Origin of the sequence: Rhodococcus sp. Eu-32, from assembly GCF_003336925.1 — a bacterium.
Taxonomy (GTDB): Bacteria; Actinomycetota; Actinomycetes; order Mycobacteriales; family Mycobacteriaceae; genus Rhodococcoides; species Rhodococcoides kyotonensis_B.
On the sequence record NZ_QGNK01000011.1, the window covers coordinates 98,257 to 125,003 of the forward strand.

Genomic DNA, 26,747 nt, shown 5'->3' on the forward strand with positions numbered 1-26,747 from the left:
AGACGCATTTCTCGGAATAAAAACACGCTCACGCGACGCACGGCTCGACGCTCGCCCCGGTACCCGGGAAGGTCACAGCAAGGTCACAGCTCGGCGTCAGGATTCGTCCGGTAGATGAACAGGAACCTAGTATTGCCCGCGTGGGTCCGGTGGGAAGGTCGAGCGAGCGTGCCGACGCGCGACCCTCGGTGGTCGCCCCCAGGGTCGAACTCGCGGGCGCTGACCTGCTTCGGACCATCGCGGTCTTCGCAGTCCTCTACTCGCACATCTCGTTCTATCTGATCGACGACCGCGGCGAAGGCTGGTGGGTCATCGACGTCGTCTACGCGACGCTCGTGCAGGAGACCGGTCTCAACCAACACCTGTCGTTCGTCGGCGTCGCGATCTTCATGCTGCTGACGGGCTTGCTCGTCACGCGCTCGGCGATGCGGCAGTCGCGTCGGGACTTCGCCGTCAGCAGGCTCGCGCGGCTGCTCCCCGCGCTGTGGGTGAGCGTCGCCGCGGCGATCGTGCTGGTTCGGCTCGGGATCAACGGCATGTTCAGCGGTCAGAACGGCATCAGCAATTCCGAGGCAGCGCTGAGCTTCGTGCTCGGTGGCTTCTTCCTGAAGCCCGAGGTCGCGGTACTCGGCGTCACGTGGACACTGACCGTCCAGTTGCTGTTCTACCTCTACTGCTCGGCTGCTCGCGGCGTGCTGCGCCGGTATCCGGTGGTCGTGCCGCTGATGGGCGCGGCGCTGTGCGTCGTCGTGCTGCTCTACAACTTCTACATTCCGCAGCCGTGGTCGGTGCCGATGCTGTCCAAGATCGCCGCGACGCTACCGACGCTGTTCCTCGGGCAGATCATCTACCTCGGGTGGGCGCGGATCATCGGCTGGCGGTGGGTCGTCGTCGCCGTCATCGCGCAGGCCGAGGTCGTGCGCCTCGCGACGGACATCCACGCCTACTGGGCAGGCGATAAGTACATGTGGACGATCGTCGTCGTGACCGGACTGGTTCTGGCCCTCGCCCGTTACGACGGCCGCGTCGCCCAGTGGGAGGTCGTGCGCTGGATCGGCACCCGCAGCTACGCGATCTACCTGGTCCACACGCTGATTCTCTATCGGGTCTACGAGAACGTCGTCCCGATCACCGGGCCCACCGGGGCCGTCGTCGCGTTCGTCGTCGTCACCGCAGTGGTGTCCGAAGCCGTCTACCGATGGGTCGAGACGCCCGCCGCCCGCTGGTTGAACGGGCGGCTGCGCCGCCCCGTGAGTGGCAATGCATAGAGGGCTATGCATTGCCACTCACGAGTCAGCGAAGCTGCGGCATGACCTCCGACGCCACCAGCTCGAGATGATCCAGATCGCTCAGGTCCAGCATCTGTAGATACACCCGCGACGCACCGATCTCGCCGTAGCGGCCGATCTTGTCGACCAGCTCGGCAGGCGAGCCCGCGGCACCGTTCTCGCGCAGTTCGGGCACCTCACGGCCGATGGCGGCCGCGCGTCGGGCAATGTCCTCCTCGGTCTTTCCGCAGCACAGCACGAGCGCCGTCGAATACGCGAGGGATTCGGGATCACGGCCGGCCGTCGTGCACGCGGCGCGAACGCGGCCGAACTGCGTGTCCGTGTCGTCGAGCGAGGCGAACGGGATGTTGAACTCGTCGGCGTACTTCGCTGCCAACGCGGGCGTGCGTTTCTTGCCGCCACCACCGATCAGGATCGGAGGTCGCGGACTCTGCACCGGCTTGGGCAGCGCGGGCGAATCGGCGACGGGGTAGTGCTTGCCGTCGTACGAGAACGTCTCGCCGACGGGCGTCTCCCACAGCCCGGTGATGACGGCGAGCTGCTCCTCCAGCCGATCGAATCGCTCACCGAGCGGCGGGAACGGGATGCCAGTGAGCGGTGTGCTCTTCTTCGAACCATCCGGCGCCGAGACCGAGGTCGACGCGGCCGCCGCTCATCGCGTCGACCTGCGCGACGCTGATCGCCAGCGGACCCGGGTAGCGGAAGGTCGCCGACGTCACCAGCGTCCCCAACCGGATCGTCGAGGTCTCGCGGGCGATGCCGGCGAGCGTGATCCACGCGTCCGTCGGACCGGGCAGTCCTTCGGTGTTCATGGCCAGGAAGTGGTCGGAGCGGAAGAACGCGCCGTAGCCGAGGTCCTCGGCGGTGCGAGCGACGCGCAGAAGGTCGTCGTACGTCGCCCCCTGCTGTGGTTCGGTGAAGATGCGAAGTTCGATACTCGATGAGGCCATGCTTCGAATCCTAGAAGAGAGGCCGCTCTACGCCTGTGGATGAAAACCGTCGGATTCCCCGTTTCTGTGGAATGTCCTGTGGAAACTGTGGATAACGCGGCTGTTGGGTGGCAGGTCACGGCGACTGCGTGACAAGATCGGGGAGTGTCTGCTCCGGATCGCCCTTCCGTGCCCGCCGCCGAACTGCCTCTCGAACTGACCGAACCGGTGGTTCTCCTCGACGTCCGCGAGGACGACGAATGGCAGCAAGGGCATGCGCCCGGCGCAGTGCACATCCCGATGACCGAAGTTCCGTCGCGGATCGGCGAAATCGACATCGATGCCGAGCTGTACGTCGTGTGCAGGCAGGGCGGCCGTTCGCTGCGCGTCGTCGAGTATCTCCAGCAGATCGGATACGACGCGGTCAACGTCGACGACGGCATGGTCGGCTGGCAGGTCGCGGGCCGGCCTCTCGTACGTGACGACGGCGCCGACGACGCAAAGATCTTCTAGTGTCCGCATTCCAGGTCTGCGCCCGCTGTGCCACACGATGGCCCGTCGGGACTGCGCCTGCGGTGTGGTGCCCGCGTTGCCATGGAGTTCTGCTGTCACCGGTGTCGGCGCAGGCCCCTGCGCAGGGCTTTCGCAACTTCAAGTGGGTTGCGCGCACACCGAGAAGCGGGGCCACGCCGCCGCGTCGCACGGTCCGCCGTCCGAGGACCACACCGCGGTACGACGAGATGCCGCGCTGGGGACTGCTGGACCACCCGGTTCCCCGACCCGACGACCGCGTCTCCCGGCTGGACCGGTGGGCTCGGTCGGCGTCGGGATTGCTCGTTCTGACCGGGGCGCTGCTGCTGCTCGCGTTCGTGGCCGAGCTCGTCCGCTACGGGATTCTTCTGTACAACCGGACGCGTCTGATCGACCGCACGGTGCTCGTCACGTCCGATGCTCTCGTTCTGTTCGCCGAGGTCTCGGCAATCGTCATCGGTATCGCGGCTGCTGTCGCGTCGACCTGCTGGCTCGTGAAACGCCGTCGCGACTTCTATGCGCGGGCGGGATCCCGCGACCCACGTAGCGTCCGGACGATCTTTCTCGGGTGCCTGGTTCCGGTTGTGTCGCTGGTCCTGCCGGGCGTCTTTCTCACCGAACTGGTCGACGTCCGAGGCCGTAGCGACCGACATCGGCTGCGAATGCTGGTTCGTCTCTGGTGGGCGAGTTGGACCGTGAATTGGGTCTTGATTCTCGGCGCGACGCTGTGGCGCACCCGCGATTCCCTGCAAGCACAGGCCGACGGCGTGCTGTTCTCCGCGCTGTTGGCCCTCGTCGGCGCAGGCATGGCGTTTTTCACTCTGCGGATCGTGCGCGACGTCGAGAGTCGCAGCTTGCGTGGTGCGGACAGGCCCGCGCCGACGCGGTGGGTCGTGGACACCTCGCGTAGGACCGAACCCGCGCGCGACGAGGTGACCGCATCATGACGTCGGGACGCCGTGGACCGTTCGTCGTCGCGCATCGCGGCGCGTCGGCGGAGAAGAAGGAACACACGCTCGCCGCGTACGACCTCGCGCTGCGCGAAGGTGCCGACGGGCTCGAATGCGACGTCAGGTTGACCCGGGACGGGCACATCGTCTGCGTGCACGACCGCCGCGTCGACCGCACCTCCAACGGCACCGGCATCGTGAGCGAACTGTCGTACGACACGCTCAAGACGTTCGACTACGGCGACGACAGCGAGCCGGCGGAACTGTTGACCCTGTCCGACCTGATCGAGCTGGTGCTCAGCTGGACCAGCAAGCCCACCAAGCTGTTCATCGAGACCAAGCATCCCGTGCGATTCGGCAGCCTGATCGAGGCGAAGGTGCTGGCCGAGCTGCATCGCTTCGGTCTCGCCCAACCGGCCTCCGCGGATCATTCGCGTGCGGTCATCATGTCGTTCGCGCCGTCCGCCGTCTGGCGAATCCGCCGCTCGGCGCCGTTGCTTCCGACGGTTCTGCTGGGCGACGCGTCGTACTATCTCGGTGGCGGCGCGGCGACGACCGTAGGCGCGACTGCCGTCGGCCCGTCGATCGCCACGTTGCGCGAGCGTCCGAGCATCGTCGATCGGGCGGCCGCGTCGGGACGTGCGACGTACTGCTGGACGGTCGACGAGAAGGACGACGTCGAACTGTGCAGGCAACTCGGTGTGGGGTGGATCGCGACGAACAATCCGGGCCGGACTCGCGAATGGCTGGCGGCGGGAGTGGAGCCTGCGGAATGACCCGGGTGGAGGCGGGAGTGGAGCCTGCGGAATGACCCGGGTAAAGGCATAGCGTGTAAGTTTCGGGCGTGGGTAAGAGCAAAAGAAACAGTGGTCCGAAGCAGGGCAGCAACCGAGCCGCGCTGCTGGCGCAGCGTGAGGCCGACCGTCGGAACGCGGCTGCCGCGCCGGTACGCCCGTTCCAGGGTGTCGCTGCCGAATGCGATCTCGTCGCGCTGCGTGAATTCGTGCCGTCGGCTACTGCGCCTGTCGAGGTCGACGGCCGTACGGTGACGATCGCGACGGTTCTTCCCGGTGCGGTCGCGGCGTTGACGCGCGACGAGGATGGTGTGACGAAAGGCTTTGCGGCACTGCAGGTTCAGGCGCATTCGCCGAACGTCGCAGCCGATCTGTCGAGCGCGTTGCGGTGGGCTGCGGGTGCCGAGGCAGGTGAGTCGCTCGAAGCGGCGAATCCCGATGGGAACACGGCGCCGATCGGCGAGGTTCTGGGTTCCGTCGGCGAGCTCGACATCACCGTGCACCAGGACTTCAACTGGTGGATTCCCGAAAGTGCTTCTCCTGCACCCGATGTCGCGGCGACCGTCGAACGCGCCAACCAGGCGATCATGCCGTCGGCACGCTTGGAAGGCGAGGGCCTGGTGGCGGCGTGGTGGGTCGACGCGGGTGACAAGGCGCATCTGAGGTGGGTGCGGCCGGAGAGCGAGGACGATCTGATGCTCGCGCTGGCTCGGCTGCACGCGGCAGGCGATCTGTCGCTGGGTGAGGGGTCTCGCTATGCGGGATCGTTCCGAACGCACGGTCTGCTCGTGCCGGTGTTCGATCTGGATCCCGAGATGCATCCGACCGAATGGGCTACGCCGACAATCGAATTCGGCGCGAAGCTGTCCGAGGCCCTGGCCGACGATGCGCCGCTGACCTCGGAGCAGCGACGCTCACGTGACGGATTGCGTTCTCGTCAGGTCACATTGCGTTAGGCGCTTCGCGCATGTGAGTGGGAATGTAGAGCCCGCTGTACATTCCCACTCACGAGCGCCGGAGGCGCATCAGATCGCGCCGCCGGCAGCCTTCGGTGCGCCGGTGTCGGAGGGCACGTTGTTGCTGTACTCGCGGGCGACGAACTGCTCGAGATCGAACAGGTTGTGGCCGGCGCGATCTGCGACGTTGAGCAGCGTCTTCATGCTGGCGACCTCTTCGACCTGCTCCTTGAGGAACCACTGCATGAACTGCTCGCCGAGGTAGTCGCCCTCTTCGCGTGCGGTGCTCGCGAGGTTGACGATCTGCTCGGTGACGGTCTCTTCCTGAGCCAGGGCGAGGGCGATCGGCTCGCGTGCGTCGGTGAAGACGGTCTTCGCGGCGTCGACTCCGGTGAGCTCGACGGTGATGTCGCGGTCCAGGAAGTACTGGATGATCATCATCGCGTGGTTGCGCTCTTCGACGGCCTGCGCATAGAAGTGCTTCGCCAGCTGCGGCAGGTCGACGTTCGCGAAATACACGGCGGTAGCAATGTACTGATGCGACGCATTGAATTCGTTGCGAACCTGATCGCGAAGCAGTGCGTGGAATTTCGAGTGGGTCGTTTCCTTGATGTCTGCGCTCATGGCGACGAGAATATGCTGGTCAGAGGGCATTGTCATCCAAGCTCGGCCTTATTGAGGTCAACGTTCCCTAAATAAGACCCGCCTAATTCTTTACCTCTACCAGCGAAAACAGGTCATACGGTTCCTGCCTGTTTCGGGGCGTTCGTGCCGCGACTCTTCCGCGTGACGCTTTCGCGCGCCACGTATTGCTCCACGTCGAAGAAGTCGGTACCGGCTCGGTGCACGATCCGTACTAGGCTGCGGATGCTCGCTACCTCCTCGACCTGCTCCTGCAGGAACCAGTGGACGAACTGCTCACCGAGGTAATCTCCGCCTTCACGCGCCGACTGCGCCAATGCCGTGATCTGGCCGGTGACGGTCTCCTCCTGACGCAACGCGAGTTCGACGGCCTCGCCGACCGTGGCGAATTCGGAGGCCACGTCGCCGATGGGCGGCACGACGACCGATACTTTTCTGTCGATGAGGTACCGAACCATCATCAACGCATGGCCACGCTCCTCGGTCGCCTGCGCGTAGAACCGTCGCGCCAGCTGCGGTAGATCGTTGCAGTCGAACCAGACCGCCATGGCGACGTACTGCTGCGACGCCGTGAACTCGTGGCCGATCTGCTCTCGCAGGAGTTCGTGAAAGCCGTTGGAGGACATGGAAGTAACGCTACTCCTACGGCCCCGAAGTGCGAAGCTCCTCAGGAATCTGACGGTCCTGTGCCAGCGCGTCGAAGAACTGCGACGCACGATCGTCGTCCCACAACAGCACGTTTCCGACGTCGGAATCGGAGAATCCGCCGACCGGCACGGTGGTCGTGACGAGGTCACCGCGCATCGCCCACGCGAGACCGGCGAGATTCCAGATGCGGTCACCTTCGGCGACGCTCATCGACGACGCGGTGTCCTTCACGAGCGGCCACAGCCGAAGCGGATTGAGGAAGGTCGACGGGCTCGTCGCCTTCGCCAACAGGGCCGACATGAACTGACGCTGGTTGTTCATCCGGTCGAGGTCGGCGAGGGCCGTCGCACGCGACCGCACGAAACCGAGCGCCTCCGACCCGGCGAGTTCCTGACAGCCTGCCGGGAGGTCGATGCCGGCGAGCGGGTCGGAGATGGCGTTCTGCAGGCACACGTCCACACCGCCGATGGCGTCGACGATGCCCGCGAACCCGCCGAATCCGATCTCGGCGTAGTGGTCGATGTGGACGCCCGTGGCTTCCTCGACGGTCTGGACCAGCAGCGGCGGGCCACCGAACGCGAACGACGCGTTCAGCTTGTCCTGTCCGTAACCGGGGATCGACACGTAGGAGTCTCGCGGCAGGCTGACCATCGTCGACGGTCCGCCCCCCTCGGGGATGTGGATCATGATGATCGTGTCGGTGCGGCTCGGCCCGACCTCGCCACCCGTCGCGAGCGCCGTTTCCTGCTCGGGCGTGAGCCCGGTGCGACTGTCGGATCCGACGAGCAGCCAGTTGGTGCCGGGAGTGTCGCCGACGCGGCCGCTGTACTCCGGAAGTGCGTCGACGCGCGTCAGGGAGCTGTCGACGTAGTAGACGAGGCCGCCGAGGGCGAGAAGCAGGACGAGGAACGTCACGCCGAACCGTCGACCCCAGTGTCGTTTCCTGCGCGCACGCGGCGGCGTCGGTCTTGCCGGGGGTGGCGGTGCCCCGCGACGAGGGGGCTCACGACGGGGTGGTTCACGGCGCGGTGGCTGGCGGCGCGGGGGTTCGTCGACGTACGGCTGCGGGGTCTGCCGTGGCGCGTACTGCACGCCCTGCTGATCGTTACGTGGGTAGCTTCGGGTCGGGTTGGGTCCACGGGACAACGCATCGGGCTCGGGCGCCTGCGACCAGGCCTGTGGCCCGCTGGGGCCGGGACGCGGCGCCGACGGGCGGCCGTCGCGTCGGATGATCTGGGTGCCCTCCGGGGACGGACCGTCGGGCCTGCGCGGCGGCGGCATGCGGCCGGGAGGTGGGTTCCTCGGCGGCGGGGGTCGGTAGCCGGGTGGGGGAGGAACTCGGCGCGGCGGTGGTGGGCCCTGCCTGGGGTTCCCCCGGTTCCGCTGGTCGTCGTTCACGATGTGACTGTACCCAGGGAGTGGAGCCTGCAGGAATGACCGGAGGGCGAGGAGTGGAGCCTGCAGGAATGACGAGAGGTTCTTACGGCAGCCACGAGAGCTGGTTTTTCAGGGCTGTGTATCCGACGAAGGCGATGATGTCGATCACCGCGTGAGCGATGAGCAGCGGCCACAGCCGGCCGGTCTTCTGCCAGTACCGGCCGAACACGAGACCCATCGCGACGTTGCCGATTCCGCCGCCGAGCCCCTGGTAGAGATGGTAGGACCCGCGCAGCAGGGCCGAGGCGAGCAGGGATGCGTTCTCGGAGACGCCGAGGCGTCGTAGCCGCGAGATGAGGTAGGCGACGACGATGATTTCTTCGGCGCCCGAGTTGGCGAAGGCGTAGCCGACGAGAGCCGGAACACGCCACCAGTGGTCGTCGATCGCACTGGGGACGACGGTGAGGTTCAGGCCCAGCGCGTTGGCGACGAGGTACAGCGCGAGCCCCGGAATGCCGATGAGCGCGGCCAGACCGACCCCGTGGAGCAGGTCGGGCCGAACGCGGGGTTTCGCGAGACCGATCAGCTTCGGTCCGAGCCCGGCACGCCACAGCAGATACAGGCCGAGCGCACCCCAGGCGCACAGGCGGAGAATGCGCAGGACCTGGTAGAGCAGGTCGATGATGCCGAGGCTCGAGCTCGACGTGTTCAGGGCGACGGTCTGATCCGACAGACTGCCTGCAAGCAGCGCGTCCTCGACGAGGGACAGCATGCTGCTGAGTCCGCTGAGCCCGAACGTCACCAGAAGGACGATCGCGATCTCAATCTTGATCGCACGTCGCTCGGACGGTTCCAGCGGAGGGCCGGCAGTCGGCGACGGCGGATTCAGCCAGCTCTTGACGTCGATCACGAAGGCAAGTCTGCCTCGTGCGACTCAACTCCTGGCGCGCAGTCCGTTCAGAAACGGGCATCCCGCGAGGGCGCGGAGTGCTCGGCTCAACGACATGGTGTCGTCCACGGGCTCGGCGAAACCGAGTCGAACGTCGTTGTCGCCGTAGTCGCTTTCGATGCGCAACCGGATGCCGTAGCGGTCGATGCCCAGTGGGCGGATGCGTCCTTGCCGCAGCGACGGGGGGAGGCGTCGGGCAAGCTGGTTGACGAGGTCGGTGTGATCCTCGTCGAGATGCTGCAGCCAGCTGGTTTCCATCTCCCAGAACGGATCCGGCTCGGCTGCGAGCAGATCGTCGACGGCAACGGGCTCGGCGCCCGTACTGTCGGCGACGACGGCCGACGACATGATCAGGCGAAGAAGTACGGTGCTGTGTCCGACGTCGAGCAGCGACGGGTGTGGATGTTCGGCGGCGACCGCCCCGGCCATCGGGCGCATGAGCGACTCCGGGACGGGACGCAGCTCGCCGCGCAACCACACCAGCGATCGGACCGGCTCGCGTAGCGCCAGTGGCGCGTGATCGGTCAGTTCGAGCACGGCCGGAACTCCTGCGCGGGACGATTGCCACGCGATGGACCCCATGGGCGAGTCCATCGGCACCGCGAGGACCACCTCACCGTTGGAGCGCAGATGATGCATCGTGGTGACCACGGGTTCGCTGCCCTCGATGGCGAGTGCAGCACCCTCCGCACGCGCACATGCACTGCGAACGCGTTCGGCGGTGGACGGTCCGTTGGTGGTAGCGCCGAGCATGGGCTTCCTCCGATGCGTGGGATACGAGGTGAGGCAAACCTAAGTTAGTCCACACTTCCTTTGACCGCAAGTGCAGCGGGCGGTCTAGCGTGTAGACGGTGTCCATTCCCTTGACGCTGGGCGTACCGCACCGGCCCGACCCGAACGCGCTCGTCGCAGGCCTCCTGCAGCAGCGATACCCCGCGTCCACCGGCGGCGAGAGGGCGATCACGGCAGGTCCCGTCGTCGTTCCGGCCTCCGTCCTGCTGGGTCTGGACGACGACGTGCAGCTCGGTCGCGTGGTCGTGGAACTCGACGTGGATCCGGACCGGCTGCGCGACAGCCGCGCGTCGTACGAGGTCGTGCGGTACACGGTGAACGTCGACGACGACACCCTTTCCGATGCGCTAGCGCTGCGGCTGCCGTCGCCCGTCGTCCTGTATCCCGAACTGTCCGACGCGTCGGCGCTGGACACCGTGACCGCGATCGTCGACGCTCACCGCACCCCGGGCATCGCGGCCTGGCAGCCCCCGCGTCATATCGCCGACGTGCTTGCCGTCGTCGCGCATTCCGAGGTCGGATTCACCGCGCGGGCCCGGTCGGGTGCCGACGCGATCGCCGTCGTCGCGGCCACCGTCGCCGCGCTGCGTGGCGACGACATTCCTGCCGCGCTGGCTGAGCCCGACGCCGCGGCCTTGGCGGCACTGCGCCCCGAGGCGGCAGATGCGGTCCGTACCGTGTTGCTCGGCATCGAGGTGGACGACGCATCGGCCGCGCATCGCGATCTGGACGCGGCGGGTTTGATCCGCACGGATTCGTTGGGGACGTAATCTGGCAGTCGTGCCTAGAATCGCGTACTTCGGCCCGTCGGGAACGTTCACCGAAATGGCGCTCGGCCAGTTGGAGGCCGCAGGCGTCCTCGATTCACTCGGATTCGGCCAGGACATTGAACGTGTCCCCTACGGGAGTCAGCCGGCAGCGTTGCAGGCCGTGCGCGACGGTGAAGCGGCTGCCGCGGTGGTACCCATCGAGAGCTCGGTCGAAGGTTCGGTTCCTCCGACGCTCGACGCGTTGGCTGCGTCCAGCCGGTTGCAGATCATCGCCGAGACGGAGATCGACGTCGCCTTCTCGATACTCGGGCGGCCGGGAATCGCGCTCGACGACGTGAAGTTGGTCCGCGCGTATCCCATTGCGGCAGCGCAGGTTCGAGAGTGGCTGGAGCGAAGGATCCCGGACGCCGAGGTGCAGTTCGCGTCGTCGAACGCCGGTGCGGCAGAGGACGTCGCTGCCGGTCTCGCCGACGCGGCCGTCTCGACGTCCCTCGCCGGAGAGAGGTTGGGACTGCCGTCCCTGGCCGACGGCGTCGCCGACGTGGACACGGCTCGCACCCGCTTCGTGCTCGTCAGCCCGCCGCGGCGTGCGCCCGCCCCCACCGGAGCGGACCGCACCGCGCTGGTGTTGATGCCCGACAACGTGCCCGGTGTGCTGCAGTCCGCCCTCGCCGAGTTCGGACTCCGCGACATCGACCTGACCCGCATCGAATCACGGCCCACCCGAAAGGAATTCGGAACCTACAGGTTCTTCGTCGACTGCGCCGGCCACATCGAGGACCCGATCGTGGCCGAAGCGCTCGGCGCCCTGCATCGCAAGATGACTCTTCGATTTCTCGGATCCTGGCCCGTCGCGACGGGAACAGGAAGCACGCCGCCTTCGTTGGACGAGCAGATCGGATGGTTGGAGCGACTGCGCGAGGGCAAGTCGGACGACGGGCAAGGCGGATAGATGACGGGCAAGTTGATACTGGTACGGCACGGTCAGACGTTCGCGAACGTCGAGAAACGCCTCGACACCCTCCCGCCCGGCGCAGCACTGACCGACCTCGGACACGAACAGGCCAAGCGCTTCGGCGACACACTCGTCGCGACGCCCCCGAGCGTCCTGGTCTCGTCGGTGGCGTTGCGTGCGCGACAGACCGCCGAGCACATCGCCAAGGCCACCTCCGTCCCCGCCCAGGAACGTGACGGTATCCAGGAGACGTTCGTCGGTGAGTGGGAAGACCGCACCGACAAGGAAGCACACGACGCCTTCACGACGATCTACGGCAAGTGGCAGGCCGGCGACCTCGACGCGCAGGCCCCCGGCGGGGACAGCGGACGGTCCATCCTCGACCGTTACGTGCCGGTGCTCGAATCACTGCGCGACGAGTACTTGACCGACGTGGACGCGCCCGACGTGGTCGTGGTCAGTCACGGTGCCGCCATTCGCCTGGTGTGCGCGGTGCTGGGAGGCGTCGACGGTGAGTTCGCCGCCGACAATCACCTGAACAACACCGAGACCGTCGAACTGGTGCCGACGCCAGGCGGTGGCTGGACCTGCGTCCGCTGGGGCACGTTCCTGCCGCCGTTCGCGGGCAAGGGAAGTCACGTCGCGGACAACCCGATCAGCTGACGCCCGGCGCTTCCGCTCGCTGAGCCATGTCGGTGAGCGCCGACCTGATGCGCGCATCGGAACCGGGCGCGAACGACGTCCATCGTCGACCGTCTGCGGCGGTACTCGTGGTCGCGACGAGGCGGCCCCGTGGAGTGTCGAACACCGCGATCGGGAGTGGATCGAGCGTGCTCGTCCCGAATCCGACTGTGGTGCACGTTATTTCGGTGTGAGAAGTGCAGAGGGCAAGGGCTGAGGCGACGTCCGCGGCTGCGGCGTGATCGATGTCCAAGGCGGTCAGACGGTGGGCGGTGGCACCGGCATCGGTCGGGCTGGCATCGAGGGCCTCGGCGAGAGTGTCGGTCGGCGCGGAGACGCCCACGAAGTCCAAGGCAGGCTCACTCCCGACGGCATCGAGCACGTCACGCGCGGGATCGGCGACGGTGGCGCGGATGGTGAGGAGGCCGGATCGGCGTACGGCGATCACCGAACCGGACTCGCTTGCCGCCCGGCAGACCCGAGTGATCGACCCGGTGCCGTACGGGCGCGGAACGAGCCGGGCCGCGATGTACCAGGTGGGACGCTCGAGAGTGCGAAGCCACGCCTCGAGATCCGGATGTACGTGATCGTCGCTGAACACTCCGTGTTCGACGAGCCCCGCACGCCCACGAACCAGCGCGGCCTGCCGATCCGCGGCCGCGTCGAAACGCGGGAAGACGTCGAGCACGACGGGCAGTTCGGCGATGCCGAGCCGCTCGACGAGGTAGTCCATGCAATCGTCGTCGAGCTCGACGAACGGAAGGCCGTGGCCGACAGGTCGCGTTCCCAAGTCGATCAACGACCGTTCCGATCACAGGGTCGTTCCGCAGGCTTCACTCCTGCCGGTTCGGCGCCGATGACGGACGGCGCCACCGTACGTCCGTCCGCGAAGTGCTCGAACTGCTCGAGATAATCGGGGGTGTCGTGCTCGTCGTCTCCGTCGTCGGCGCGAGCTCCCGCCATCGGGGCGCCCGCGTGACCACCGCGAGTGGCGGCGGCCGCGTCGAGCGGTCCTGTCCCTGGGCCTCCGGAGAGGTTGCTGCCGAACATGTTTCGTTCGGCGCCGGCGAGTTGTCCTGTGAGGCTTCCTGGTGCTGCTGCCGGAAGGCGTGAACCTCCGAGCGACCCACCGCTCGGGCCGAGGCCCGAAAGGCCGCCGGAGCCAGTGGAAGTCGATGACACTGCCCGCGTCTGGGCCGGTGCGCCGGTATCTCCGCGGGTGGCTGCCTGCATCGGTGCGGGAGACTGGGATGTGCCCTGAGTGGCGCTCGTCAGCGACGACACCGCTGCGCCGCCGAGATTGGTTGCCGCGGACGCGACCGTCGTGACCGACGACCCGGCGACGGTACCTGCCGTGCTCGCGGCCTGTCCGATCGCGCCTGCTACGGTCGGATTCTGTACTGCCGCAGTGACTGTGGCGATGGCGGCCTGTGCGGGGGAAGTGCGTGCGCCGAATCCGAACACTCCGGATTCCTCGTAGGACGTCGCGCCGTCGATGGATGTCGACGCCCGCGACGACGTACCCGAGGCGTCGACGACGATCTCGGGTGGGCTGTCGAACGAAATCGGGACGGCGAGTGGCGTCGTCGCCGCTTCGTAGGCCTCCATGACGAGACCTGCTCGGACGTCGAGGGCGCGGGCGGTGGCTTCGAGTGCCGCGGCACTTCCGTTCAGTGCTCCGCCGGTGCCGTATGCGGCGACTTTGGCGGATTCCACCGCGGCGATCTCGACCGGGTTCGGCATCGCGACGGTGGCCGTCGTGTAGGCCGCAGCCCCACCCGCCGCGTGGATTCCGACGTCGGCTGCCTTGATGGCCGACGCCTGCGCCCATGCGGCGAACGCACCGAGCCTGGCCTGAGCTGCGTCGGCGGTCGAGCCCTCCCATCCGGCGGCGAGGATCGCCATCACGCGGGTGACGGTGACGGCTGCGTCCGTGTATGCAGCGGCCACCGAATGCCACACGCCCGACGCCGCCGCCAGCGGTGCAGGCCCGGCTCCGGCCAACAGCGTCGTCGAATTGACCATCGCCGTGCGTGGCAACCACACGACTCCTGTCACTCCCAGCGTCATCGATCTACCCCCGTCGTGTGATGGTGTTTCCGGCTCAGATGCCCAGTGCGCGACTGTGTTCGAGGTCGACGTCGCGATACGCCGCGGCCTGTGTCCGCAAGGCCGCCGCGGTCTGGATCAGCTCGTCGACGGCCTCGCGTGCGGTCGGCGTGTACGAGCCTGCCGCGTGCTTGAAGTAGCGGTTGGCCAACAGGGACACCTCTTCGCTGCCCGACGGAAGCACCTGAATCGGAAGCGACGCCGCAGCCAGACTTGCCTGCAACCGGGCGGCGACCGCGTCGAGCTCCGCGGCAGCGGCTTCGAGAGCGACAGGGTCCACACGCACGTGTGCCGGCATCAGTACTCCCTTGCCAGGAATGAAAGAGCTTCGGGATCGAGCGAGAACTCCGTTCTCGTAGGAGTTGGACGGCATCCGCGGGTGATCGGTTCCCGGTCGGACGAAAAAGGCTCAATCGATTCTTTCGGCGACCGACCGCAACGTCCATCGGCCGCCGCGGAAGTTCACGCTGGTCGTCGTCAACGGGGGAATGTCGACGCGCCAGAAGGACTCGGCAGGCGCATCGAGTGTGCGTACGACGACGGCTCTGACGATCGCGGGATGCGTCACGGCCAGGACCCGCCGCTGTTCGGAGCTGACGCGGTCCATCCAGTGGCCGACTCTGGTGAGTAACGCGTCGATCGACTCCCCACCCGGTGGCGTCGTCGACGTGTCGGTGAGAAGGCCTACCATCTCGTGCTCGGCCAGATCTTCCAGACCGGATCCGGTCCAGTCGCCGTACCGAAGATCGGACAGGTCGTCGTCGATGGCGCCGCGCAGGCCCAGTGCTTGGGCAGTCCGGCGGGTCCGGCGCTCGGGTGCGATCAGAACGGAGTCCACCTTCATGGTGAAGGAGAGTTCGTCGAGCCGGCGCAGCCCGTCCGAATCGACCGGTTCGTCGGATGGAAAGCGTGCACGACGCATGGCCTCGGTCATCGCGTGGCTGATCAGGGACAGCCGGGTGACGGTCGGAGCCATGCGCGACACTGTATGTCGGCATTGACAGACACGAGAGATCGGTGCCACAGTTCGCGGGTCAGTGCGATGTGCGCAGGTAATGCCGGTGGAAATCCGGAGCGGTTGCGCCACTGTGACCGGACATGAGTTCGGGAGCCAGAAAACTCACACATCGCTTCGGTTCTTCGACGGGACGCACAATCCCAGGAGGAAACATCCCCATGGCTACTGTCCATACCCCCAGCACCACCACCGAGTCGGCGGCTCTTGCCCTCGTCGTGGCTGCGGTGATTCTGCTCGCATTCCTCGTGCTCTACCTGGTCGGATTCGATCAGGGCGCCATCTCGCGCAGCGGGATGTTCATGCACGAACTGATGCACGACGGACGTCACCTGCTGGGTCTGCCATGCCACTGAACGCACTCCAGGGCACGTTCGTTCAGCTACTCGTCCGGGGACTACTCGCCGGACTGATCGCAGGGCTCCTCGCGGGAGCCGTGGCGTTCACGATCGGTGAGCCGCACGTCGATTCGGCCATCGCCATCGAAGAAGCCGCAGGAGAGCACTCCCACGCCGACGAAGCACCCGCCGCGCATTCGCACGACGAGGAGGACGCCCTCGTCAGCCGCGACGGCCAACGCGTCGGACTGTTCCTGGCGACGGGACTCGCCGGTCTCGCGCTCGGTGCGATCTTCGCGACGGTCCTGCACTACGCGCGACGGTTCACCACGCTGTCCGGGTCGGTACTGGCGGTGGCTGTCGCGGCCCTCGGATGGGTTTCGATCGAGGCGGTGCCCTTCTTCAAGTACCCGGCCAACCCGCCTGCCGTCGGCGATCCGGACACCATCTCGCAGCGCACATGGCTGTGGTTGGCGTCGGTGACGCTGGGACTGCTGGCCGTCGGAATCGGCGTCTACGTCGCCAAGCTGACCGCGGCACGGACATCGATCGCCGTGAGGATCGCGTCCCCGCTGGTGGCGTTCCTCGTCGTGGTCGGGCTCGGGTACGTCCTGCTGCCCGCAATCGACGAAGTTGGATCGGATTTCCCGGCCACACTGCTGTGGGAGTTCCGGCTGTCGTCCCTCGCAACCCAGGCGACGCTGTGGCTCGGACTAGGTTTGGTGTTCGCTTTCCTGACCGATAGGGCGTCGCGTTCGCCGGCCACCCCGTCGGCATCGATGTCACGCGGCATCCGCTAGACAGCTGCAGTGGACCGTCGATGCCAACTTCGAGCGGTGTGGGACCGAAGATCAGCCGAACCCGAGCTCGTGCAACCGCTCGTCGTCGATGCCGAAGTGGTGGCCCACCTCGTGGGCGACCGTGATGGCGATTTCGCGACGGGCGGTGTCGGCGTCGTCGACCATCTCGAGGATCGGTCGACGGTAGATGGTGATGACGTCGGGAAGGTGACCGCTGTATTCGAAGCGCTCGGTCAGCGCGATTCCTTCGTACAGTCCGAGGATGTCCTCGGTGGGGTGTTCGTCTTCGACGAGGACGACGACGTTGTCCATGAAGTCGATGATCGCGGGCGGGAGGGTGTCGAGGGCGTCGGAGACCACGTTGTCGAAGTCGGCGTCGCTCATGTGGAAAGGAATGTCACCCTCCCGGGGTGATCGGGGCTGCGCCGGGCAGCGGGGTCGGCAAGGCGCGTCCGTCCGGTGCCGCCGGTGGTGGGACGGGTGCCTGACCGTTGATCAGGATGTCGCCCTTGGCGCTTCCGGTGATGGTGGCGAATCCGCCTTCGTCGAGCTCCTTGCCGACCGAGCAGGTGATCTGTCGGCTACCGGCCAGCCAGCTGGTGACGTCGATGGTGTTCCAGAACAGCGTCAGCGTCTTGTCGCGCAGAGCCGTGTCGGAGCCCAAGTAGGTGTTGACGGTGGCGGTGCATGTCGGTTCGAGGTAGGCGTCCTGGTCTGCTTCGCTGGGGATTCCGCGCGGGAACTGCTGCTGAAGATCGACGATCGACGCCACCTCGAACGCGTGGGGCGAGTTGCAGTCGACGGGGTCGGCGGGCACGTTCTGGTTGATGCCGATGCAGGTGCCGACGTCCCATACGTTCGACTGGTCCTGGTCGAGCACCGAACCGGTCATCTCCTGAGGGACCCCGGTGTTCGACGACTGCTGGATGCCACATCGGAGTGTCCGCTCTCCTGCCATCCATCCGGACTGCGACGGGAACATGAGTCCGACGCTGAACTTGCCGTTCGGATCGAACTTGGTGCCCAGGTAGTCGTCGACGATGCCGACGCAGTGCTCGTCGCGCAACTGACCGAAGCGCAGTGCCCCCGGATAGGCCGAGCCGGGCGCGAACTCGATGCCGGGGTACGCGCTCAGATCGACGTCCTGGGCGACCTCGAACCGGTGCGGTTCTGCACACGACACCTCGGCGAGATCCTGACGGTCGGTCTCGGGATCGTCGGTCGGCGTCCACTGTAGGCACGTGCCAGGATCGGCGGATCCGAACGACCTCGCGGACACTGGTCCGCTGGTGGCAGGCCCGGAATCGGCGTGGGTGGTGATCTTCTCGGGTTGCGAGAAGCCCCCGGAGACGAAGAGGGTCACGACGGCGGCCGCGACAGCGCCGATCGCGATCAACGCCAGCCCTCGGCGCGCGACGGGCGCGGTCACGGTGCGCTGGTTGCGTCGTGGTTTCGAGCGCCCGGGCCGGGCGGGATCGGGTGTGGACATCTCCTCCATCATGCCCGAGTATGTTCGGTTCCCATGACGCACCCGGATGCAGACGACGCCGACATCGCCGAATTGGCGGGCCGACTGTTCACTATGGCGCGCACCGGTGACACGGCCGCGCTCGCGAGCTACCTCGACGCGGGCATCCCGGTCGACTTGAACAACGAGTCCGGTGACACGTTGGTCATGCTCGCGTCGTACCACGGTCACGCGGAGACGGTTCGAGCGCTGGTCGAGCGGGGTGCCGACGTGAACCGTCCCAACGACAAGGGACAGACGCCGCTGGCCGGGGCGGTGTTCAAGGGCGAGGACGACGTCGTGCAGGCGCTCGTCGAGGGCGGCGCGGATCCGCACGGCGGCCACCCGTCGGCGATCGATGCAGCTCGCATGTTCGGACGCGAGGACTACCTGGGGATCCTCGGCAAGTAAGGTTGCATGTCGTGATCGACCTCAAGTTCCTTCGCGAGAACCCCGACGTTGTCCGCGCCTCGCAGCGCACCCGCGGCGAAGACCCCGGTCTCGTCGATGCACTGCTCGAGGCCGATGCCACCCGTCGTGCCGCTGTGTTGGCCGGAGATCAGCTCCGCGCCGAGCAGAAGGCACTGGGTAAGAAGGTCGGGAAGGCATCCGCCGAGGAGCGGCCGGCCCTCCTCGCGGGCGCATCCGAGCTGGCGGCGAAGGTCAAGGCCGCCGAGGCTGCCCAGAACGAGGCCGACGCGGCCCTCGACGTCGCCGCGCGCAAGATCTCCAACATCGTCGAAGAGGGAGCCCCCGCCGGCGGCGAGGACGACTTCGTGCTGCTCGAGACCGTCGGCGAAATTCCGTCGTTCGATTTCGAGCCGAAGGATCACCTCGAGCTCGGCGAGTCGCTGAACCTCATCGACATGGAACGCGGCGCGAAGGTCTCGGGCTCGCGGTTCTACTTCATGACCGGCTACGGGGCGCTGCTGCAGCAGGGAATGCTGCAGCTCGCGGCCCAGAAGGCGGTCAAGAACGGTTTCCAGATGATGATCCCGCCGGTGCTCGTGCGCCCCGAGATCATGGCGGGGACCGGGTTCCTCGGTGCACACGCCGACGAGATCTATCGACTCGAAGCCGACGACCTGTACCTCGTCGGTACATCCGAGGTCGCGCTGGCGGGTTATCACTCGGGCGAGATCATCGACCTGTCCGACGGCCCGAGGCGCTACGCCGGATGGTCGTCGTGCTTCCGCCGGGAAGCCGGCAGCTACGGCAAGGACACGCGCGGCATCATCCGTGTGCACCAGTTCGACAAGATCGAGATGTTCTCGTACATCAAGCCCGAGGATGCGGCGGCAGAGCACAAGAAGCTGCTCGAGTTCGAACGGGAAATGCTTGCAGCAGTGGAACTTCCGTACCGCATCATCGACGTCGCAGGCGGCGATCTCGGTTCGTCGGCGGCGCGCAAGTACGACTGCGAAGCCTGGGTCCCGACGCAGAACGCGTACCGCGAGCTGACGTCGACGTCGAACTGCACCACGTTCCAGGCGCGGCGCTTGAACGTCCGCTACCGCGACGAGAACGGCAAGCCCCAGATCGCCGCGACGCTCAACGGAACTCTGGCGACGACGCGATGGATCGTGGCGATCCTGGAGAACCACCAGCAGGCCGACGGCACCGTGCGCGTCCCGGAGGCGCTGGTTCCGTTCGTCGGGACGGACGTGCTGCGCTAGCGCGCAGGTGAGTGGCAATGTATAGCGGGCTATACATTGCCACTCACGGGTGGCGTCAGCCGCCGTATTTAGCCGTGACCCGGTGCTCCAACCACTGCAACGCGATCGTCGGCGGTAGCGCCATCACCATGATCAGCACGACGGTGCCCATGATGTTCTCCATCCGCACGAGGCTGACGTTGCGCAGCAACTCGTAGCCGATTCCGCTCGACGACGAAAACATCTCGGCGAGAAGCAAACCGAGGAACGCGAGACCGAAAGTCATCCGCATACCCGTCGCCAGTGCCGGAAGCGCCGACGGGATGACGATCTGCCGGATCAACCGTGGCCAACCGACCTGAAGCGATGCGGCCATCTTCAGGTGGATCTGCTGCACCGCCGCCGTGCTCTCCACCGCCACGAGGAACATCGGAACGAATGCGGCGTAGAACGTGAACCCGGCACGGCTGAGCTCGCCGATTCCGAGGAACGACAGGAAGATCGGGTACAGAACGATCTTCGGAATGCTGTTGACGGAGTAGAAGATCGGCAGGATCGCGCGCGTCCAGAATGCGCTGACGCCCAGTGCGAGCCCCAGCAGGGTTCCCGCGATCGTACTGGCGACGTACCCCAGGACGAGGATGCGAAGCGAGTCGAGCACGTTGGCGCGGAACTCCGCCTTGCCGAGATCGTCTGCGAGAGAATGCATCGCCTCGGCAGGAGTCGGGAAGATCAGACTGTTCACCAGCAGTGCGGCGATCCACCACAGTGCAACCGCGACCACCGCGACGACGACGGGCGGTGCGAGTTTCCGCAGCACACTGGGCTGTGCAGGATCGGCTTTCCTCGATGCGGGCGTGATCACCGGCCGCTCGACGGCTGTAGTTGTGGTCATCGACGACGCCTCCAATCGAAGCGATTCAGAACAGCGGAGATACCGAACGTAGCCAGCAGTGCCAGCGCGGTCACGACGAGAATGCCCGCGTACATCTCGGCGATGTCGAAGCTGTCGTAGGCGATCGAGATGAAGTGTCCGAGACCCTGTGTGGACAGAATGAATTCGCTGGCCAGCACCGAGATGATGGCGTAGGACAGACCGAGCTTCAGTCCGGTCACGATGTTGGGCAACGCGTACGGCAGGAGAATGGACCGGAAGAACTGCCACCGCGTCATCTCGAGTGTGGTGCCGAGTTTGGTCACGATGGGGCTGACCGAATTGAAACCGGTGCGCGCGTTGAGTGCGACGACACCGAACGCGAAGATCGTCGACAGGATCGCGATGGGTGCGATACCGCTTCCGAACAGCACGACCATGATCGGATAGAGCGCGAACGTCGGGACGGCGTAGTAGACGTTCAGGTAGGGCTGAAACGCTCTGTCCCACAGCTCGAAACGCCATAGCACGTACGCGGCGGCGACACCCAGCACCGAGCTCAGGACGAACGCGACGACGATGATGCCGACGGTGCGGGCCAACGCGTCGACCAGGAATTCCGGCCGGGTCAGAAGATCGGCCATCGTGGCCACCATCTCGGACACCGGAACGATGTCGAGCGGCGACGCGAACGGCGACCGGGCGTACGCCTCGACAGCGAGTAGTGCGAGCAGGACGATACCAACGGTCCAGCCCGCGGAGGGCAGCTTCAGCACGGTCGGAGGCGCGGGCCTGAGATACCCGGGGACGACGGACTTTCGGCGGGTCGGTGCGGTCGTCATGGCTCGATGCTCATCGTCTTCTTGGCCTCGTCGCGCAGGCTCGACCAGATTCGTTCGTGTAGCTCGCGCGCCTCGGGGCTGGCCAGCACGTCCTCGGACCGGGGACGCGGAAGGTCGATCGTCAGCTCGTCGATGAACCTGCCGGGCCGTGCGCTCATGACCAGAACGCGGTCGGACAGCAGAACGGCTTCCTGAATGCTGTGGGTGATGAACAGAACGCCGCACGTGAGCTTTTCGACGATACGCAGTAGTTCGTACGACATGACGAGGCGAGTCTGCTCGTCCAGAGCGCCGAACGGCTCGTCGGCGAGGATCAGATCGGGTTCCATCGACAGGCATCGTGCGATCGCGACGCGCTGACGCATACCGCCGGACAACTGCATCGGGAAATGGTCGCCGAACTTCGAAAGTCCGACCGTCGCGAGAAGTTCGTCTGCGCGAGAGCGCCTTTCGCGTTTACCGACGCCCTTGACTTCCATCGCGAATGCGACGTTGTCGCGCACGGTCCGCCAGGGAAGCGTCGCCGATTCCTGGAAGATGATGGCCGTCTTGTTGCGGGGCCCGGTCAACGGCTTGTCGTCGACGGTGACGGAGCCCGAATCGTGATCTTGCAGTCCCGCAAAGATTTCGAGCATCGTCGACTTGCCGCAGCCACTCGGGCCGACGATGGAGACGAACTCACCCCGTCCGATCGCCAGATCGATGTTGTCGAGTGCGACGACGTCGCCGAATCGGCGGGAGACGGAGGACGCGACCGCGATGTGCTCCGTCGCGCTCGCTCGGTGTCGTTCTATCGTTCGCGTCATCGGCGTCACTTTCTCGATTGGTCGGTCGGATAGGGAGATTCGCAGTCACCTGGCATGTCGTTCGCGACACCGTCGGCGAGGAATTGCGGATCGAACAGTGTGCAGAAGTCGGGCACCCGGTCGCTTCCCGACGCCTCGACACCGTCTTGCGCGGCCTCGACGCCTGCCGGTTCGAAGCCTCCGCCCCAGGTGTCGACGGACGACGCGCGCTCGACGACTGCCAAGGCGGACTCGACGTCGAAACCGGTGTAGGAGGCATAGATTCGGGCAGCAGCCGCGGGATCGGCCTTGATCGACGCGACGGCCTCGGTGTAGCCGGCATTGATCGCGCGGACGACTCCCGGGTTGCTCGCCGCGTAGTCCTTGGTGGTCGTGATCGTCGACTGCAGAAAGCGTTTGACGTAGTCGGGGCTGGAGACGATCAGCTTGAAGTCCTCCGGGCGCTGCTCGGCGACGATCGACGGGATCAGGGCGATGTCGACCGAACCGGCCTCGAGCAGTGCGAGTCCTTCACCGATGCCTCCCGACGCGACGCGCTCGATTCTGCTGGTGTCGACACCCGCGAGTTCCGGGAGCAGAAGCGTCAGCGCGTCGGACGCGGAATTCGGCCTGGTGTAGGCCCACTTTCGGACGTCCTCGATGGTGTTCACCGTCGTGTTCGACGCCAGCGCATAGAAGTTCATCGGGTACGGACCCTGCGTTCCGCCGCCGACGATGCGCAGCTCGGACCCACCTGCGTCGGCTTGGACGATGGACGGGTAGCTGACCTCGCCGATCGGGATGTTGCCGTCGAGAAGCGTTCGCATCGTGGCACTTCCGCCCTTGCCCGGGACGATGTTCTCGACGATGACGCCGTGCTTCTCGAACAACCCCTGCTGCTGGGCCACGAGCCACGGAATGCTGTAGATCTCGGCCGCCGCGGAGACGGTGACGTCGATGGTGACGGGATTGGCAGGGTCCGCGTCGGGACCCGGATCCGACCCGCAGGCCGTGAGCCCGAGCGCGAGAATCACGGCGGCCGGTAGAAGCGCGGCACGGTGTGTGAACATGGATGTCCTAGGGCTGGTCGCTGTGCGTACGTGCATGCGTCCCGTCGCCGTAGTGATAGCTACCACTCGACGTCTTTACTGAGACGTGGATAACAGACGACTCAACCTAAACATAAGACTTTTATGCCGTCAAGAGGGGCAGTGCCGCACGCTGCGGACCAAATCTGCCCGTAAAGCTCTGATGATTAGTGCACCTGCGGGCGGCGGAGCCGCACTACGCCCACGCGATGCGCTTCGGATCCCCGTGGCATTCGACGATCGCGGCGTGGTCGGCGTCGAAGTAGTCCCAGGCCCAGGTGAGGAACGCGTCGACCTTGCTGTGTGCGCCGCTGAGCAGCGCGGCATGGACGCCGAGCCACGCCGCGAACGCGATCGGCCCCTCGATCTGATGACGGTGCTCGCCGATCTCGGCGACCGCGGCACCGCGACCGATCATCGCCATGATGCCCTTGTCCCGGTAGGAGAAGGGCTTCGTCGCCTTGCCCTCGGCTGTGCGCAGAATGTTGTGCGCAACCCACGTTCCTGCCTGCTGGGCGACGGAACCCAACTGCGGCAGTGCTTTTCCGTCGTCGCCAGGAATGTTCGCGACGTCGCCGACGGCGTACACCGCGTCGACACCGGGAACGGTGAGATCGGCGGACACGTCGATTCGTCCACCGTGGCCGAGCGTCACCCCCGCCGTTCCGGCGACCGGAGCTGCGGTCTCTCCGCCGGCCCAGACGACGGTCCGCGACGAGATGCGTGACCCGTCGCTGAGTTGCACACCGTCCGCGTCGACCGACTGCACGCCGACACCGAGGCGGACCTTGGCGCCGTGTGCGACGAGCGTGTCGTGCGCGTACCGGTGCGACTTGTCGGTGAACGGCGCGAGCAGCGCGGGGCCGTGGTTCACGAGCCATGCATCACCGCGTCCGCCCGGGTGGTTCATCGTGCGCAGCGCGCGGAACAGTTCCGCGAAGGCGCCCGCCGTCTCGACACCTGTCGGACCACCGCCGACGATCACGATGTCCAGCGGGTCCTCGGCGGTGGCCAGCACGTCGCGGACGTGGTGCCGAAGTCGCTCGGCGTCGGCGACGGAGTAGAGCGGGAACGACCACTCGTCGGCGCCGGGAGTTCCGAAGAAGTTCGCCGTCGCACCCGCGGCCACGACGAGGTAGTCACCCGAGATCGTCTCGTCGGACGCGACGAGTGAACGCGCCCCGGCGTCGATCGAGCTGATCTCGGCACGAACGACTCGGACCGTCGGCAGATGCTCGAAGATCGACGCGAGAGGCCGGGCGACGTCCTCGGCAGGCAACTGCGACGTCGCGACCTGGTAGAGGAGCGGCTGGAACTGGTGATAGTCGTGTCGGTCGACGATCGTGACGTCGACCCCCTTCTTCCCCAACTCGTGTGCACAGGCAATGCCTGCCAGTCCAGCTCCGGCGACCACCACGTGAGTCATGGGACAACAGTAAGCCCCTCCGTACCGCCTGTGCGGGTTTACGCTCTGGGGATGGTGCGTCTGCGGTCGTGGCTGCTGAGCGATATCACCGAGCAACCGTCGGGACATCTCGGTCCGTATCGCAAGCCGCGCAGGGTCGAGCACACTCATCCGTGGTGGAAGGTGATGTGTCTGACCGGCGTCGACTACTTCTCGACGCTCGGCTACCAACCCGGAATCGCTGCCTTGGCGGCGGGAACGCTGGCGCCGCTGGCTACCGTCGTACTGATTCTGTTGACGCTGTTCGGTGCCCTCCCGGTGTATCGGCGCGTTGCACGGGAAAGCCCGCACGGTGAGGGCTCTATCGCGATGCTGGAGAAGCTGCTCCCCAAATGGGGTGGCAAGATCTTCGTGCTCGTCCTGTTGGGGTTCGCGGCGACGGTCTTTCTGATCACGATGACACTGTCGGCGGCCGACGCGTCGGCTCACGTCGTCGAGAACCCGTTCGCGCCTGCAGGTCTGGGCGACGCGGAGGTGATCATCACCCTCGTGCTGCTGGCGCTCCTCGCCGCTGTCTTCTTGAAAGGGTTCACCGAGGCGATCGGTATCGCGGTCGCGCTCGTCGGGACGTTCCTGGCGCTGAACCTCGTCGTCGTGATCGTGGGGTTCTGGGAGATCGCCTCCGAGCCTTCGCTGATCACCGACTGGCAACACGCCCTGACGGCCGAGCATGGCAATCCGTTGATGATGATCGCCGTCGCGCTCATCGTGTTCCCGAAGCTCGCACTGGGACTGTCCGGTTTCGAAACCGGGGTCGCCGTGATGCCGCAGATCGACGGCCATGTGAGCAGAAATGCGTACTCCTCTACACATTCGCACGCACGGGAGGTAGCCGGGCGAATCCGCGGCGCACGTCGGCTGCTCACGACCGCGGCACTGATCATGAGTGGATTCCTGCTGACGTCGAGTATTGTCACGACGATTCTGATTCCGCCGGCGGAGTTCCAGGCGGGCGGACAGGCGAACGGACGTGCGCTTGCGTACCTGGCGCACGAATATCTGGGGAGTGCGTTCGGAACCGTGTACGACGTCAGCACCATCGCCATTCTGTGGTTCGCAGGCGCGTCGGCGATGGCCGGTCTGCTGAACCTGGTGCCCCGCTATCTACCGAAGTACGGCATGGCCCCCGAATGGGCGCGCGCGGTTCGTCCACTGGTGCTTGTGTTCTCGGTGATCGCGTTCGTCGTGACGCTGTACTTCAAGGCCAGTGTCGACGCGCAGAGTTCCGCCTATGCGACGGGTGTGCTGGTGCTGATCACGTCGGCGTCCGTAGCGGTGTCGCTGTCGGCCGCACGTCACGGTCAGCGCAGGCTTGCGTGGATGTTTTCGGTTGTCGCAACGATTTTCGTGTACACGACCGTCGCCAACATCTTCGAGCGTCCCGACGGCGTGAAGGTGGCGTCGTTCTTCATCGCCGCGATCCTTGTGGTGTCGTTCGTCTCGCGGGTGACGCGATCGTTCGAATTGCGTTCCACGTCGGTAACTTTCGACGAGCGGGCATCGGCCTTCGTCGAGGAGGCTGCCGCGCGGGGCAGTATCCAAGTGGTGTGCCACGATGCGCGCAACCTCGATCTCGACGAGTACGGGAAGAAGGAAGCGCAGCAACGCGCGGACAGTCACATTCCGTCGGACGACCCGATCCTGTTCCTGGAGATCAACATCAAGGACGCGTCGGAATTCTCGACGGACATTCTGGTGCACGGTCGGCAGCGCGGCGAATACCGCATTCTGTGGGTCGACGCCGCGGCCGTGCCGAACTCGATTGCGGCTGTGCTGCTGCAGATTCGGGATACGACGGGTGTGCGCCCGGACGTCTACTTCGAATGGTCGGAGGGCGATCCCGTCGTCAATCTGCTGCGATTCCTGTTCATCGGAGTCGGTGAGGTGGCACCGGTGACCCGCGAGGTCATCCGGCGGGCCGAGCGCGATCCGAAGCAGCGGCCGAATGTGCATGTGGGGTGAGCGCCGAAAGTGGCATCGATGTCACGTGGCACCCGTCTATCGGA

General features: G+C 66.1%; 29 protein-coding genes, 1 pseudogene and 1 riboswitch. Of the genes and pseudogenes, 13 read left to right on the forward strand and 17 right to left on the reverse strand.

Going from position 1 to position 26,747, the window contains the following annotated elements; all coding sequences use genetic code 11:
* Positions 1-140 precede the first annotated feature (140 nt).
* Complete coding sequence (locus tag DK926_RS15055; RefSeq protein ID WP_114331088.1) at positions 141-1,268, forward strand: acyltransferase; 1,128 nt, start codon at positions 141-143, stop codon at positions 1,266-1,268.
* 25 nt (positions 1,269-1,293) lie between these two features.
* Here DK926_RS15055 and DK926_RS15060 read toward each other — a convergent pair.
* Positions 1,294-2,224: pseudogene (locus DK926_RS15060) on the reverse strand (LLM class F420-dependent oxidoreductase).
* Between the two features lie 159 nt (positions 2,225-2,383).
* Between DK926_RS15060 and DK926_RS15065 the strand changes: the two are divergent.
* From DK926_RS15065 to DK926_RS15080, 4 genes are all read left to right on the forward strand, one after another.
* Entirely contained in the window at positions 2,384-2,731 is a 348-nt protein-coding gene (locus DK926_RS15065) for a rhodanese-like domain-containing protein (protein ID WP_068429894.1), read from the forward strand.
* Positions 2,732-2,832: 101 nt separating this feature from the next.
* A complete protein-coding gene (locus tag DK926_RS15070; RefSeq protein ID WP_243636829.1) occupies positions 2,833-3,696 on the forward strand; it encodes a DUF4328 domain-containing protein in 864 nt (287 codons plus the stop codon).
* On the forward strand, positions 3,693-4,475 hold the full coding sequence (locus tag DK926_RS15075; RefSeq protein WP_114331091.1) for a glycerophosphodiester phosphodiesterase: 783 nt from the start codon (positions 3,693-3,695) through the stop codon (positions 4,473-4,475). Before DK926_RS15070 ends, DK926_RS15075 begins: the two co-directional genes overlap by 4 nt.
* 68 nt (positions 4,476-4,543) lie before the next feature.
* A complete protein-coding gene (locus DK926_RS15080) occupies positions 4,544-5,449 on the forward strand; it encodes a DUF5926 family protein (RefSeq protein WP_114331092.1) in 906 nt (301 codons plus the stop codon).
* Between the two features lie 69 nt (positions 5,450-5,518).
* Here the strand turns inward: DK926_RS15080 and DK926_RS15085 are convergent, their stop codons facing one another.
* The 5 genes from DK926_RS15085 to DK926_RS15105 all read right to left on the reverse strand — a co-directional run bounded on the left by DK926_RS15085 (position 5,519) and on the right by DK926_RS15105 (position 9,818).
* Positions 5,519-6,073, reverse strand: coding sequence for a ferritin (locus DK926_RS15085; RefSeq protein WP_068429902.1), 555 nt, complete (start codon positions 6,071-6,073; stop codon positions 5,519-5,521).
* Positions 6,074-6,186: 113 nt separating this feature from the next.
* The gene (locus tag DK926_RS15090) at positions 6,187-6,717 is read right to left on the reverse strand and encodes a ferritin (RefSeq protein WP_114331093.1); all 531 of its coding nucleotides are present in this window, start codon (positions 6,715-6,717) and stop codon (positions 6,187-6,189) included.
* A 16-nt stretch (positions 6,718-6,733) separates the two neighbouring features.
* Positions 6,734-7,972, reverse strand: coding sequence for an LCP family protein (locus tag DK926_RS15095; RefSeq protein ID WP_243636837.1), 1,239 nt, complete (start codon positions 7,970-7,972; stop codon positions 6,734-6,736).
* Between the two features lie 247 nt (positions 7,973-8,219).
* Complete coding sequence (locus DK926_RS15100) at positions 8,220-9,026, reverse strand: CPBP family intramembrane glutamic endopeptidase (protein ID WP_114331095.1); 807 nt, start codon at positions 9,024-9,026, stop codon at positions 8,220-8,222.
* A 24-nt stretch (positions 9,027-9,050) separates the two neighbouring features.
* Positions 9,051-9,818, reverse strand: coding sequence for a DUF2470 domain-containing protein (locus tag DK926_RS15105; protein WP_114331096.1), 768 nt, complete (start codon positions 9,816-9,818; stop codon positions 9,051-9,053).
* Between the two features lie 98 nt (positions 9,819-9,916).
* On the opposite strand from DK926_RS15105, the gene DK926_RS15110 reads away from it, so the two are divergent.
* From DK926_RS15110 to DK926_RS15120, 3 genes are read left to right on the forward strand one after another with little or no spacing between them, the layout of a single operon-like run.
* Positions 9,917-10,627 carry a hypothetical protein gene (locus tag DK926_RS15110; RefSeq protein WP_114331097.1) on the forward strand — a complete coding sequence of 237 codons (711 nt, stop codon included), beginning with the start codon at positions 9,917-9,919 and terminating at the stop codon, positions 10,625-10,627.
* A 10-nt stretch (positions 10,628-10,637) separates the two neighbouring features.
* Positions 10,638-11,579: a prephenate dehydratase gene (pheA, locus tag DK926_RS15115; RefSeq protein ID WP_114331098.1), complete on the forward strand. Its 942-nt coding sequence runs from the start codon at positions 10,638-10,640 to the stop codon at positions 11,577-11,579.
* Positions 11,580-12,245 (forward strand): histidine phosphatase family protein, encoded by a 666-nt coding sequence (locus DK926_RS15120; RefSeq protein ID WP_114331099.1) that lies wholly within the window; start codon positions 11,580-11,582, stop codon positions 12,243-12,245. It abuts the gene before it with no gap.
* Here the strand turns inward: DK926_RS15120 and DK926_RS15125 are convergent.
* From DK926_RS15125 to DK926_RS15140, 4 genes are all read right to left on the reverse strand, one after another.
* On the reverse strand, positions 12,238-13,062 hold the full coding sequence (locus tag DK926_RS15125) for an ESX secretion-associated protein EspG (RefSeq protein WP_114331100.1): 825 nt from the start codon (positions 13,060-13,062) through the stop codon (positions 12,238-12,240). The genes DK926_RS15120 and DK926_RS15125 overlap by 8 nt on opposite strands.
* Complete coding sequence (locus tag DK926_RS15130; protein ID WP_114331101.1) at positions 13,059-14,333, reverse strand: PPE domain-containing protein; 1,275 nt, start codon at positions 14,331-14,333, stop codon at positions 13,059-13,061. Before DK926_RS15130 ends, DK926_RS15125 begins: the two co-directional genes overlap by 4 nt.
* Positions 14,334-14,367: 34 nt before the next feature.
* Positions 14,368-14,670, reverse strand: coding sequence for a PE domain-containing protein (locus tag DK926_RS15135; protein WP_114331159.1), 303 nt, complete (start codon positions 14,668-14,670; stop codon positions 14,368-14,370).
* A gap of 111 nt (positions 14,671-14,781) precedes the next feature.
* A complete protein-coding gene (locus tag DK926_RS15140) occupies positions 14,782-15,348 on the reverse strand; it encodes a histidine phosphatase family protein (RefSeq protein WP_114331160.1) in 567 nt (188 codons plus the stop codon).
* A 78-nt stretch (positions 15,349-15,426) separates the two neighbouring features.
* A riboswitch (cobalamin riboswitch) is annotated at positions 15,427-15,491 on the forward strand.
* A gap of 57 nt (positions 15,492-15,548) precedes the next feature.
* Here DK926_RS15140 and DK926_RS15145 point away from each other — a divergent pair.
* Both DK926_RS15145 and DK926_RS15150 read left to right on the forward strand, forming a co-directional pair.
* Positions 15,549-15,743, forward strand: coding sequence for a CbtB domain-containing protein (locus DK926_RS15145; protein ID WP_114331102.1), 195 nt, complete (start codon positions 15,549-15,551; stop codon positions 15,741-15,743).
* Complete coding sequence (locus DK926_RS15150; RefSeq protein WP_114331103.1) at positions 15,734-16,525, forward strand: CbtA family protein; 792 nt, start codon at positions 15,734-15,736, stop codon at positions 16,523-16,525. The genes DK926_RS15145 and DK926_RS15150 overlap by 10 nt, the downstream gene beginning before the upstream one ends.
* A 51-nt stretch (positions 16,526-16,576) precedes the next feature.
* Here the strand turns inward: DK926_RS15150 and DK926_RS15155 are convergent, their stop codons facing one another.
* Positions 16,577-16,909 (reverse strand): metallopeptidase family protein, encoded by a 333-nt coding sequence (locus DK926_RS15155; RefSeq protein WP_068429938.1) that lies wholly within the window; start codon positions 16,907-16,909, stop codon positions 16,577-16,579.
* A 13-nt stretch (positions 16,910-16,922) separates the two neighbouring features.
* Positions 16,923-18,014 carry a septum formation family protein gene (locus tag DK926_RS15160; RefSeq protein WP_243636830.1) on the reverse strand — a complete coding sequence of 364 codons (1,092 nt, stop codon included), beginning with the start codon at positions 18,012-18,014 and terminating at the stop codon, positions 16,923-16,925.
* A gap of 33 nt (positions 18,015-18,047) precedes the next feature.
* Here DK926_RS15160 and DK926_RS15165 point away from each other — a divergent pair, with 33 nt between their 5' ends.
* Positions 18,048-18,443 carry an ankyrin repeat domain-containing protein gene (locus tag DK926_RS15165; RefSeq protein WP_114331105.1) on the forward strand — a complete coding sequence of 132 codons (396 nt, stop codon included), beginning with the start codon at positions 18,048-18,050 and terminating at the stop codon, positions 18,441-18,443.
* 11 nt (positions 18,444-18,454) lie between these two features.
* Positions 18,455-19,708, forward strand: a complete 1,254-nt coding sequence (gene serS / locus DK926_RS15170) for a serine--tRNA ligase (protein ID WP_114331106.1) — start codon at positions 18,455-18,457, stop codon at positions 19,706-19,708.
* A 55-nt stretch (positions 19,709-19,763) separates the two neighbouring features.
* Here the strand turns inward: serS and DK926_RS15175 are convergent, their stop codons facing one another.
* The 5 genes from DK926_RS15175 to DK926_RS15195 all read right to left on the reverse strand — a co-directional run bounded on the left by DK926_RS15175 (position 19,764) and on the right by DK926_RS15195 (position 24,702).
* Positions 19,764-20,582 carry an ABC transporter permease subunit gene (locus DK926_RS15175; protein WP_243636831.1) on the reverse strand — a complete coding sequence of 273 codons (819 nt, stop codon included), beginning with the start codon at positions 20,580-20,582 and terminating at the stop codon, positions 19,764-19,766.
* The gene (locus DK926_RS15180; RefSeq protein WP_114331107.1) at positions 20,579-21,403 is read right to left on the reverse strand and encodes an ABC transporter permease; all 825 of its coding nucleotides are present in this window, start codon (positions 21,401-21,403) and stop codon (positions 20,579-20,581) included. The genes DK926_RS15175 and DK926_RS15180 overlap by 4 nt, the downstream gene beginning before the upstream one ends.
* Entirely contained in the window at positions 21,400-22,209 is an 810-nt protein-coding gene (locus DK926_RS15185; protein WP_114331162.1) for an ABC transporter ATP-binding protein, read from the reverse strand. Before DK926_RS15185 ends, DK926_RS15180 begins: the two co-directional genes overlap by 4 nt.
* A gap of 5 nt (positions 22,210-22,214) precedes the next feature.
* A complete protein-coding gene (locus tag DK926_RS15190; RefSeq protein WP_114331108.1) occupies positions 22,215-23,258 on the reverse strand; it encodes an ABC transporter substrate-binding protein in 1,044 nt (347 codons plus the stop codon).
* A gap of 214 nt (positions 23,259-23,472) precedes the next feature.
* The gene (locus DK926_RS15195; RefSeq protein WP_114331109.1) at positions 23,473-24,702 is read right to left on the reverse strand and encodes an NAD(P)/FAD-dependent oxidoreductase; all 1,230 of its coding nucleotides are present in this window, start codon (positions 24,700-24,702) and stop codon (positions 23,473-23,475) included.
* A 51-nt stretch (positions 24,703-24,753) separates the two neighbouring features.
* Here DK926_RS15195 and DK926_RS15200 point away from each other — a divergent pair, with 51 nt between their 5' ends.
* Entirely contained in the window at positions 24,754-26,703 is a 1,950-nt protein-coding gene (locus tag DK926_RS15200; protein ID WP_114331110.1) for an amino acid transporter, read from the forward strand.
* The last annotated feature ends 44 nt before the right edge of the window (positions 26,704-26,747 follow it).

Coding starts and splice junctions, on each gene's coding strand:
- DK926_RS15075 (WP_114331091.1), top strand. CDS start 3,693: ATGACGTCGGGACGCCGTGGACCGTTCGTCGTCGCGCATCGCGGCGCG.
- DK926_RS15085 (WP_068429902.1), bottom strand. CDS start 6,073: ATGAGCGCAGACATCAAGGAAACGACCCACTCGAAATTCCACGCACTG.
- DK926_RS15090 (WP_114331093.1), bottom strand. CDS start 6,717: ATGTCCTCCAACGGCTTTCACGAACTCCTGCGAGAGCAGATCGGCCAC.
- DK926_RS15105 (WP_114331096.1), bottom strand. CDS start 9,818: ATGCTCGGCGCTACCACCAACGGACCGTCCACCGCCGAACGCGTTCGC.
- DK926_RS15120 (WP_114331099.1), top strand. CDS start 11,580: ATGACGGGCAAGTTGATACTGGTACGGCACGGTCAGACGTTCGCGAAC.
- DK926_RS15130 (WP_114331101.1), bottom strand. CDS start 14,333: ATGACGCTGGGAGTGACAGGAGTCGTGTGGTTGCCACGCACGGCGATG.
- DK926_RS15135 (WP_114331159.1), bottom strand. CDS start 14,670: ATGCCGGCACACGTGCGTGTGGACCCTGTCGCTCTCGAAGCCGCTGCC.
- DK926_RS15140 (WP_114331160.1), bottom strand. CDS start 15,348: ATGGCTCCGACCGTCACCCGGCTGTCCCTGATCAGCCACGCGATGACC.
- DK926_RS15145 (WP_114331102.1), top strand. CDS start 15,549: ATGGCTACTGTCCATACCCCCAGCACCACCACCGAGTCGGCGGCTCTT.
- DK926_RS15150 (WP_114331103.1), top strand. CDS start 15,734: ATGCCACTGAACGCACTCCAGGGCACGTTCGTTCAGCTACTCGTCCGG.
- DK926_RS15155 (WP_068429938.1), bottom strand. CDS start 16,909: ATGAGCGACGCCGACTTCGACAACGTGGTCTCCGACGCCCTCGACACC.
- DK926_RS15160 (WP_243636830.1), bottom strand. CDS start 18,014: ATGTCCACACCCGATCCCGCCCGGCCCGGGCGCTCGAAACCACGACGC.
- DK926_RS15165 (WP_114331105.1), top strand. CDS start 18,048: ATGACGCACCCGGATGCAGACGACGCCGACATCGCCGAATTGGCGGGC.
- DK926_RS15175 (WP_243636831.1), bottom strand. CDS start 20,582: ATGACCACAACTACAGCCGTCGAGCGGCCGGTGATCACGCCCGCATCG.
- DK926_RS15180 (WP_114331107.1), bottom strand. CDS start 21,403: ATGACGACCGCACCGACCCGCCGAAAGTCCGTCGTCCCCGGGTATCTC.
- DK926_RS15185 (WP_114331162.1), bottom strand. CDS start 22,209: ATGACGCGAACGATAGAACGACACCGAGCGAGCGCGACGGAGCACATC.
- DK926_RS15190 (WP_114331108.1), bottom strand. CDS start 23,258: ATGTTCACACACCGTGCCGCGCTTCTACCGGCCGCCGTGATTCTCGCG.
- DK926_RS15195 (WP_114331109.1), bottom strand. CDS start 24,702: ATGACTCACGTGGTGGTCGCCGGAGCTGGACTGGCAGGCATTGCCTGT.
- DK926_RS15200 (WP_114331110.1), top strand. CDS start 24,754: ATGGTGCGTCTGCGGTCGTGGCTGCTGAGCGATATCACCGAGCAACCG.